Here is a 9,374-nt window from a genome sequence, read left to right as displayed (position 1 = left end):
ACAGCTCGACGCGTATTGCTGTGGTCATGGTCTTCTCCTGTGATTTAAGTTCGCGTGCGAAGTATATAAATGGTTTGCATGCGAAGTAAACAGGCACGAAAGTGATGTTCACACAACGACCTCGCGGTAATGTGCGTTTGTAGCTGAATGTAGCGAGAGCGGCACCAGACACATTTCCGTGCGTAACAGCGGGAGGTCGGACACATACAGGACACAGCATCCAGCTCAAATGTGGACCAGTCGCTCCACTCCTCCTCTCACCTAAAGGAACACCCGATGAACAAGTTATTCACTGGTCTTGCTCTCGCAGCAGGAATGGTCAGCGCCACCGCAGCGCTAGCCGCTCCGGTCAAACCAACCGTTGTGCTGGTGCATGGTGCCTTCGCCGACTCCAGCAGTTGGAACGGGGTGGTCAAGATTCTGGAAAAGGATGGCTACCCGGTAATCGCTGCCTCCAACCCGCTACGGTCTCTCAAGGGCGATGCCCAGTCGGTGGCCGATGTACTGGCGAGTATCAAAACCCCAGTTGTGTTGGTTGGACACTCGTATGGTGGCCCGGTCATCAGCGAAGCCGCCTACGGTAATGCCAACGTCAAAGCGCTGATTTACGTAGCAGCTCTGGCACCTGAAGCGGGTGAATCGACCGCGGCACTGGCCGGTCGTTTTCCAGGTAGCACGCTGGGGCCAACCCTCGCACCCCCCGTTGCCCTGGCAGATGGCGGTAAAGACCTGTACATCCAACAGGACAAGTTTCACGATCAGTTCGCCGCCGACGTGTCGAATGCCGACGCCAGGTTGATGGCCGCAACCCAACGTCCGGTAACCGAAGCGGCGCTCAACGAAGCGTCGAGCGAGCCGGCCTGGAAAACCATACCGTCGTGGTTCGTTTACGGTGATAAGGACAAAAACATTCCAGCAAAAGCTCAGGCGTTCATGGCTGAGAGGGCGCATGCCAAACAAACCGTAGTCGTCAAAGGTGCGTCCCACGTGGTGATGGTGTCCAATCCGAAAGCCGTTGCCGGCCTGATTGAAACGGCGGCCACCGCCAAGTAACCAATCGCAGCGACCTCGTATGACGCGGTCGCTATCCTAGTGGTGAGGTGACAATGTAGATGCAATTATTCGAACATATCCTTCGCGGCTTCACGCAGGCACCTGATAAAATTTTTACACGCTGGATTTACGTCCTTATCAGCCCGTATAGAAAATCCGACCTCGCCAAAATTCGCGGTAGTTTTTATATCCAGGATGCCTAATAAACCCGCATTCACAAACTGTAGCGCTGCAGCGCGAGGCATCAGTGCAATCATATCGGCCTCTAGCAACAAACCTATATTGGTCAGTGTCGAAAGCGAATTGACATGATGAGGCGGGAGACCAAGTCCGGCGTCTCTGAAGAGTTTTTCGACAGCGTTATAGGATGGCGATTCCTGCAGTGGAAATATCCATTCCTCTTCCATCAATTCGCTGATGTGCAGGCCTTTTTTATCGAGCAGCGCGTGACCTTTTCCCATCACCGCGCAAAAGAACTCCTCGAACAACACCTCATGCTTGAGTGGAAACGCATGGGCCAGCGGCAGCTCCTGCTCCGGAAGCCGCCCTACCACGATATCCAGATCTCCAGTGGCCAACGCAGGAAACATTTGTGCCGTAGTGCCTTCGCGAACCGTGATCAAAACACCAGGCGTAGCCTTGCGTAATTTCACAATGGTCCGGGGTAAAAGTTTGGCTGATGCTGAAATGAGTGTTCCAACAATAACGTGACCGGCCTCTCCGGTACGGAAGGCATTGACCTCTTCTGTCATGTAACGGGTTTCAGCAATCAATGATTTGACCCGAGGGCCTAACATAACGCCAAATTCGGTTGGCGTTACGCCCCTGTTGGAGCGTTCAAATAAAGGTCCGCCAAAATAAGATTCCAACTCATAGATGGCCTTGGTAATCGCTGGCTGCGTCAGGCCCATGGCATTGGCAGCCCTGACGAATGACCCGGACTCCAGCACCAGTTCAAATATCATGAGCTGATTGAATTTCAATTTTCGGCTTAAACTAATCGCCGACATAGGTGAAATTTCCATAATCTCCTCCGACATGAGATCGCTGCTGGCCCCCATCAATGCTAAAAATAGTATAGCGCGACGAACCGCTTGCTCCTCAGGGGTAGTACACGCCGAAGACTGAGTACCTATATTTTTTTATATCAGAGCGAAGCACCCAACACACAAAACTTATCGACCTCTGCATGGCAACTCTCAAAGATCGATATTAAAAAACCGACTGGCATTATTCGACATGATTTTCTTTTTGGCCGAATCTTCGAGACGGCTCTTTAAAATCAATTCGCCAATCCTTTGCTCACCTAGAGGGAATGGATAGTCGGAGCCTAACATGACCCGGTCTTCGCCCATCACATTGACCAAAAGCTCCAATGCACCCGAGTTGAACACCGCACTGTCGACAAAAAAACGATCCACGTATTCAGAAGGCATGCGCGGGCAGTCTTCTCGCACGATGTCGCGGTGTCTCCAGGCGTTATCAACACGCCCCAACAGAAATGCAAAACTACCGCCACCATGGCCGAAGCAAATCTTCAACGACTTCGGAATTCGCTCAAATGCACCCGACAGTATCAATGACAGAATGGCAAGTTGTGTCTCGGCAGGCATGGCCACCAACCACGGCAACATCCACTTCTTCATCCGGTTGCCGCCCATCATGTCCCACGGATGAACCAGGATTGGAATGCTTTCGTTGGCGCAATGGGTCAGGAAGGCTTCAAGTGCCGCATCATCGAGGTCCTTGTCACCCAAGTGGTTGCCAATCTGGACGCCCAAGTGCCCTGCAGCAACCGCGCGGGACGCTTCTTTGCAGGCCAGTTCCAGATCCTGCAGCGGGACCTGGGCCAACACTTTGATACGCTGGGGGTTGTGCGCCGCAAACTCCAGGGCCAAATCATTCATGCGCTGCGACCATTGCGCGGCTTTGTTGGCTTCCCATGTATAGCCAAACATCACCGGGGTGGCGCAGGTGACTTGAACATCTACGCCTTGGGCGTCCATTTCCTCGATTCGGAATGCAGGGTCCCAGAGCGCTTGATAGACAGGACGAAAGTTGTTCTTCCCCATCATGATCGAACCAGTATCACCCTTGCTGTTGACCTGCAGCCAAGGTGCCTGCTCAACATCGAACTGCGCCGCCACTTGCTCTGAAATGCGCGGAAAAAAATGCGAGTGTATGTCGATCCGTGTAGTGTTCATGCTTTGTCTCCACGCAACCTATTCTGTATTGCCGCTTTACCTGGGTGGACCTCACCGCATTGAGGGCACTTGCGCAACTCTGCATTCCGGTAAAACACTTCAAATAACGGCGGCAAATCGCTGACGATACTTTTCAGCTGAACCTCAACCCGATAAACCAGGCCATTGCAGTTCAGGCAATACCACTCAAAACCGTCAATCACGCCTTCGGGGCGCTGGCGCTCAATGACCAGGCAGCGACTTTCTGGCTCTGGACGTTGCGGCGAATGCCGTAAATGGGGAGGCAGTAAAAAAATATCACCCTCTTTCAACTCAATTCGGTCCAACTGACCACGGTCCATGATGTTCAAGTAAGCGTTGCCCTTGAACTGATAGAAAAACTCCTCCATCGGGTCATCATGAAAATCGGTACGAACGTTTGGCCCACCGACTACGGTCACCAGAAAGTCGGAATCTTGCCAAACTTGTTGATTGCCAACCGGTGGTTTCAACAAGTCGGAATGGTCATCGAGCCAACGCTGAAAATTCAATGGTTTGCCAAACGTCAACATCATCAAATCCTCTTCTGAGATAACGGTTTGTAGGCAACAGCCTTGATTTCTATCAGCAAGTGCGGGTGCGGCAGCTGGTGCACTGCCACTGTCGTTCGGGTCGGACCGTCGTAGTCAAAATACGTACCGTAGACCTGGTTGTAGCCAGCGAAATCGTTCATGTTGACCAGGAAAGCCGATATCTCGACCAGGTCATCCAGGGTCGCCCCGACACTGCCGAGAATGTCCCGGATGTTTTCAATGACAGCGATTGTCTGTGCAACGATATCGAGGTGAGTGGTGCCCCTCTCGTCCACCTCTGCGCCAACCAGTGAATTGTCCGGACGACGAGAGCTGGTGCCTGATACAAACAGAAAGTCGCCCGCGCGCTTGATATGGGGAAATTTTCCTCGTGGCAGGGCCTTGCCCTTGACCAGTTTCGCTTCGGTACTCATGCGTGTGCTCCCGTGTAAAACTCGACACGTCCCAGGGACGTAATCTCTGCGCTGACATGGGTGCCGGCCGTCAACGCCTGGGCCGCAGTGGCGGCTCCGGCCATGATCAGTGATCCGGCCGGAATGACCATTTGCGCACGCGCGGCCAGCCGCGATGCCTGTACGACGCTTCTGAGCGGATCGCCCAGAATGGCGCCGGTACTTCCCATCTGCATCGGCTTGCCGTTGAAGCGCAGTGCCACGCCGAGGTTCGCCAGGCCGTTGACGTTGAGGGACATGGCGCCAACCACCAGCCCCGCGGAGGAGCAGTTATCCGCCACGACATCTTCCAGGGTGAATTTGAAGTTGCGGTAGCGCGAGTCAATGATCTCGATTGCCGGCGCCACCCCTTCCAGGTACGAACTCGCTTCCAGCAGCGTCAGCGGTCGATCGATATCGCGCTTGGTCAGAAAGCACACTTCGGGTTCGGCACGCGGATGGATGAAGTCAGCCAGGTCAATAACGGCCCCTTCTTCATACAACATCGCATCGGTGAGCAGGCCCCAGATCAGGCTGTCGACGCCCATCTGGATCATCTTCGCCCGGCTGGTGAATCCCAGTTTGATACCGACTGGCAGTTCACCGCGCTCATGACGCCGTGCGATAGATGCTCTTTGAATCAGGTAGGCGTCATCCAGATTGAATCCATGGACCGGCGTCAGCGGATCAACTTCTTCTCGATGTCTGGCGGCATTATCAAGCGCTGTCGAGATAGCGCGGATGTCCAGAGTACTCATGCTTTTACCCCTGCCTCAGTCAGTAGATCCAGCGCGACGTCGACGATCATGTCTTCCTGTCCTCCCACCATGCGGCGCTTGCCCAACTCGACCAGAATGTCCACTGCCTTTACGCCATAACGTGCCGAAGCGACTTCTGCATGACGAAGGAAACTCGAATAGACACCGGCAAAGCCCAGCGCTAGGGTTTCGCGATCCACCCGTACAGGGCGATCCTGCAGTGGGCGTACCAGATCCTCAGCAGCGTCCATCAGCGTGAACAGGTCCGTGCCGTGGTTCCATCCCAGTTTTTCGATGGCTGCGATAAAGACTTCAAGCGGCGCATTGCCCGCTCCGGCGCCCATGCCCGCCAGTGACGCATCGACCCGATCACAGCCGTTTTCCACGGCAACGATGGAATTGGCCACGCCCAGCGACAGATTGTGGTGCGCATGCATACCGGTTTGAGTCGATGGGTCGAGCACATCCTTGAATGCCTGGAAGCGTTCGGCGATGCCCTGCATCGACAGCGCGCCGCCCGAGTCCACCACGTACACACATTCGGCGCCGTAGCTCTCCATCAGCTTCGCCTGCTCGGCGAGTTTCTGCGGCGTGGCCATGTGCGACATCATCAGGAAGCCGACGGTGTCCATGCCCAACTTGCGCGCGTGTTCGATGTGTTGACGAGAGATGTCGGCCTCGGTGCAATGGGTCGCGACTCTGACGGTGCGCACGCCAGCCTTGAACGCCGCGTCCAGGTCATGCAGGGTGCCGATACCCGGCAGCAGCAAGGTTGCCAGACGGGCGTGCTTGAGCACTGACGCAGTCGCTTCGATCCACTCCAGGTCGCTGTGTGCGCCAAAACCATAATTGAAACTGGAACCGGCAAGCCCATCGCCGTGGGCCACCTCGATGCTGTCGACCCTGGCGGCGTCGAGCGCCTTGGCGATGACGACCACTTGATCCAGGGAGTACTGATGACGAATCGCATGCATGCCATCGCGCAGCGTCACATCCTGGATGAATATCTTTCTGGTGTTATTCATGGTGACCTCCCTGCCCTGCCGCAATCATCTGGGCGGCAATCTGGTCGGCGGCGGCGAGCGCGGCTGACGTCATGATGTCGAGATTGCCTGCGTAAGCGGGCAGGTAATGCGCAGCACCTTCCACTTCCAGGAACACTGACACCTTGATTCCCGACACCCAACCTATACCCGGGATGTTGATCGGTTGATCGGCCGGGATCGTGTCGAACTGCACGTCCTGCTTCATCCGATAGCCCGGCACGTACGCTGCGACTTCCTTGACCATTTGCTCGATCGATTGGCGAATCGCGTCGGTGTCGGCATCGGCGTCAGTCAGGCACAGGACCGTATCGCGCATCATCAACGGCGGTTCGGCAGGGTTGAGGACGATGATCGCTTTACCCTGTTCGGCACCGCCCACGCTCACGATGGCTTGTGAGGTGGTTTCGGTGAATTCGTCGATATTGGCGCGAGTACCGGGGCCGGCGGACTTGCTGGCAATCGAGGCAACGATTTCTGCATATCGAACCCTGGAAACACGCGATACGGCACGCACCACAGGAATCGTCGCCTGACCACCGCACGTCACCATATTGATGTTGGTGCCGGCCAGGTGTTCCTTCAGATTGACCACGGGTATTACGTATGGACCGATGGCCGCCGGGGTCAGATCGATTACCTTGACGCCGTGCTGCTGCAGGAGTTCGTTGTGTTTGGCATGAGCGCCGGCCGAGGTCGCATCGAAAACGATTCGGATCTGGTCGAAGCTCGGCAGGTTGATCAAACCATCGATGCCTTCATGAGTGGTCGCAACCCCCATCCGTGTGGCGCGGGCCAAACCATCGGAGGTCGCATCGATACCCACCATCGCACCCATGGACAGGTAGCGGGAATTGCGCATGACCTTGATCATCAGATCGGTCCCGATGTTGCCGGAGCCGATGATCGCCACGTTCAGTCGAGTGTTCTGATTCACGTTCAGTTACTCCTTCACGGGGGAGAAGGAGGCGCGTACGCGACCCAGCCCCTGGATATTGGCATCGAAGATGTCGCCAGGGACGGCGGTGACCATCGGCCCCAACGCACCGGTCATGATGATGTCCCCCGGCTGCAGCGGTTGCCCGAGGCGCGCCATGGTGTTGGCCAGCCATACGGCGGCCAGCAACGGGTTACCCATGCAGGCCGCGCCCATGCCGACACTGACCTGTTCGCCACGACGCTCCATCACCATTCCACAGCCTACGACATCGAACGCGTCCAGTTTGACTGGCCGTGAACCCAGCACGAACAGGCCGCTGGAAGCGTTGTCGGCGATAGTGTCGGTGAGTTTGATGTCCCAGTTCGCGATACGACTACCAACGATTTCGACTGCCGGAAGCGCAAAGGCCGTCGCCCGGATAATGTCGGCAACGGTGTGTTTTTGCAGATCCAGCGCACGCTCGATGACCAGTGCGATCTCCGCCTCGACCTTGGCCTGGATCACGCGACCGGGGGCGACGTCTTCACCATCTGCCAGACACATGTCGGCGAACAGCATGCCGAAGTCAGGCTGATCCACACCCAGTTGCTGTTGGACGACCTTTGACGTGAGGCCGATTTTGCGACCGACCGGGCGCTGGCCTTGCTGGAGGCGGCGCTCGGTGTTGATTTGTTGCACCGCGTAGGCCAGCTCGATGTTATCGGTGCCGATCAAATCACGGACGGGCTCACAGGGTGCTCCTTCCCGTTCAGCCTGCCACAGTCGCGTGGCGGCGAGTTCGATATTGCTGTTCATGGCTTCCCGGCCCCCCTTAGAGTTTGATGCAGATGTTGGCGATGTCGGAGTAGAAATCCATCGAGAAACGGCCGCCTTCACGGCCCAGACCCGACAACTTCACTCCGCCGAAAGGCGTGCGCAGGTCACGCAAATACCAGGTATTGACCCAGACCAGGCCGACATGGATTTGCCGCGAAACGCGGTGCGCGCGGGAAAGGTTGGTGGTCCAGATGGCGCAGGCGAGCCCGTAGTCGCTGTCGTTGACGCGTTGGATAACTTCGTCTTCGTCATCGAAGGGCGAGATGTGGCATACCGGGCCAAAGATTTCTTCGGTCACGCAACGCGCGTTGTCCGGGAGGCCGGTCCAGATCGTCGGCTGCACGTAAGCGCCTTGATCGCGCTCATCGTTGAACCGGGGAACACCTCCGCCCGTCACAACCGTTGCGCCCTCTTCGACCGCCAGGCGGTAGTAGGAAAGAACCTTGTCGCGATGCCCATGGGAAATCAGAGGCCCCATGCTCACGCCTTCCTGGTCCGGGTAGCCAATGATCAGCCGTTCTGCTGCAACCTTCAGCCCCGAGACAAACTGGTCGAAGATCGAGCGATGGACGAACACACGCTCGGAACACAGGCAGACCTGCCCCGAGTTGGTGAAAGAAGAGCGCAATACACCGGCGATGGCAGCGTCCAGATCGGCATCGGCAAACACCACCGCGGCGTTCTTGCCCCCCAGTTCGAAAGAGACTTCCTTAACGCCATCGGCCACCGCTTTCATGATGGTCGACCCCGTCCTGGATTCGCCGGTAAACGTCAATGCGCTGATACCGGGATGACGGGTCAGAAACTCCCCGGCCGAATCCTTGCCGAACCCGTGAATCAAGTTGAATACACCCGGTGGAACGCCAGCATCGTGCATGACTTCAGCCAACAACGTTGCCGACGATGGGGATTCTTCGGAAGGCTTTGCAACAACGGTATTACCGCAGGCCAATGCAGGTGCAACTTTCCAGGTAAACAACAGCAACGGGAGATTCCATGGAGAAATCACCCCGATTACCCCCAGTGGCTTGCGAACGGTGTAATTCAATGCGCCGGCGCCGTCTGACGTCGCCATCTCGAACACGTCGGTGTGACTGGTCTTCGCCAGATCGGCGAAGGTCCGAAAATTGGCGATGGCCCGCGGAATATCGAGGGTGCGGGCCTGGTGGACCGGACGCCCGGTGTCGGCAACTTCTGCTGCCACGAAATCCTCGAAGCGTGCCTGAATACCATCGGCAATTTTATGAATCAGTGCGGCCCGGTCTTGAACACTCAGCTTGCCCCATGGACCTTTCAGCGCACGCCGCGCAGCAACGACCGCGTCATTGACTTGCTCGGCATCTGCCTCGAACACTTCAGAAATGGGCTCGCCATTGACCGGATTACTATTGGCAAAACTTGTCTTTGAAGTAACAAAATTGCCGTCGATATAATTAAGTAACTGACCTGAAATACCGCAAGACTGTGACCGCGATAGTGGGTTTGGCAAGATGTTCATAGTTTCCTGCTCTGCTGTGGTTGCAAGATAGTTTTATTTTATCGAGCCTCACTAAAAGC

At 56.2% G+C, this 9,374-nt stretch carries 10 protein-coding genes; 1 reads left to right on the top strand and 9 read right to left on the bottom strand.

Features of this window, described 5'->3' with window-relative positions; genetic code table 11:
- Window positions 1-276: 276 nt before the first annotated feature.
- Window positions 277-1,053: an alpha/beta fold hydrolase gene (locus tag F2S13_RS18985; protein WP_166363545.1), complete on the top strand. Its 777-nt coding sequence runs from the start codon at window positions 277-279 to the stop codon at window positions 1,051-1,053.
- Between the two features lie 65 nt (window positions 1,054-1,118).
- On the opposite strand, the gene F2S13_RS18980 is transcribed toward F2S13_RS18985, so the two are convergent.
- From F2S13_RS18980 to F2S13_RS18940, 9 genes are all read right to left on the bottom strand, one after another.
- Window positions 1,119-2,078, bottom strand: a complete 960-nt coding sequence (locus tag F2S13_RS18980) for a LysR family transcriptional regulator (protein WP_166363543.1) — start codon at window positions 2,076-2,078, stop codon at window positions 1,119-1,121.
- A 174-nt stretch (window positions 2,079-2,252) separates the two neighbouring features.
- Complete coding sequence (locus F2S13_RS18975) at window positions 2,253-3,257, bottom strand: amidohydrolase family protein (protein ID WP_166363541.1); 1,005 nt, start codon at window positions 3,255-3,257, stop codon at window positions 2,253-2,255.
- Window positions 3,254-3,811: a 3-hydroxyanthranilate 3,4-dioxygenase gene (locus tag F2S13_RS18970; protein WP_218583991.1), complete on the bottom strand. Its 558-nt coding sequence runs from the start codon at window positions 3,809-3,811 to the stop codon at window positions 3,254-3,256. The genes F2S13_RS18975 and F2S13_RS18970 overlap by 4 nt, the downstream gene beginning before the upstream one ends.
- A complete protein-coding gene (locus F2S13_RS18965; protein ID WP_166363539.1) occupies window positions 3,811-4,242 on the bottom strand; it encodes a RidA family protein in 432 nt (143 codons plus the stop codon). Before F2S13_RS18965 ends, F2S13_RS18970 begins: the two co-directional genes overlap by 1 nt.
- Window positions 4,239-5,018 carry a 2-keto-4-pentenoate hydratase gene (locus F2S13_RS18960; protein WP_166363537.1) on the bottom strand — a complete coding sequence of 260 codons (780 nt, stop codon included), beginning with the start codon at window positions 5,016-5,018 and terminating at the stop codon, window positions 4,239-4,241. The genes F2S13_RS18965 and F2S13_RS18960 overlap by 4 nt, the downstream gene beginning before the upstream one ends.
- The gene (dmpG, locus tag F2S13_RS18955; protein WP_166363535.1) at window positions 5,015-6,043 is read right to left on the bottom strand and encodes a 4-hydroxy-2-oxovalerate aldolase; all 1,029 of its coding nucleotides are present in this window, start codon (window positions 6,041-6,043) and stop codon (window positions 5,015-5,017) included. Before dmpG ends, F2S13_RS18960 begins: the two co-directional genes overlap by 4 nt.
- The gene (locus tag F2S13_RS18950) at window positions 6,036-6,998 is read right to left on the bottom strand and encodes an acetaldehyde dehydrogenase (acetylating) (RefSeq protein WP_166363533.1); all 963 of its coding nucleotides are present in this window, start codon (window positions 6,996-6,998) and stop codon (window positions 6,036-6,038) included. Before F2S13_RS18950 ends, dmpG begins: the two co-directional genes overlap by 8 nt.
- 6 nt (window positions 6,999-7,004) lie before the next feature.
- The gene (locus F2S13_RS18945; protein ID WP_166363531.1) at window positions 7,005-7,796 is read right to left on the bottom strand and encodes a 2-keto-4-pentenoate hydratase; all 792 of its coding nucleotides are present in this window, start codon (window positions 7,794-7,796) and stop codon (window positions 7,005-7,007) included.
- A 16-nt stretch (window positions 7,797-7,812) separates the two neighbouring features.
- Window positions 7,813-9,315 carry a 2-hydroxymuconic semialdehyde dehydrogenase gene (locus F2S13_RS18940; protein WP_166363529.1) on the bottom strand — a complete coding sequence of 501 codons (1,503 nt, stop codon included), beginning with the start codon at window positions 9,313-9,315 and terminating at the stop codon, window positions 7,813-7,815.
- Window positions 9,316-9,374: the final 59 nt, after the last annotated feature.

Source organism: Pseudomonas akapageensis (genome assembly GCF_011355085.1).
GTDB classification, from domain to species: domain Bacteria; phylum Pseudomonadota; class Gammaproteobacteria; order Pseudomonadales; family Pseudomonadaceae; genus Aquipseudomonas; species Aquipseudomonas akapageensis.
Note: the sequence above shows the minus strand (reverse complement) of the source record. Positions and strands in the feature narration are given on the sequence as shown.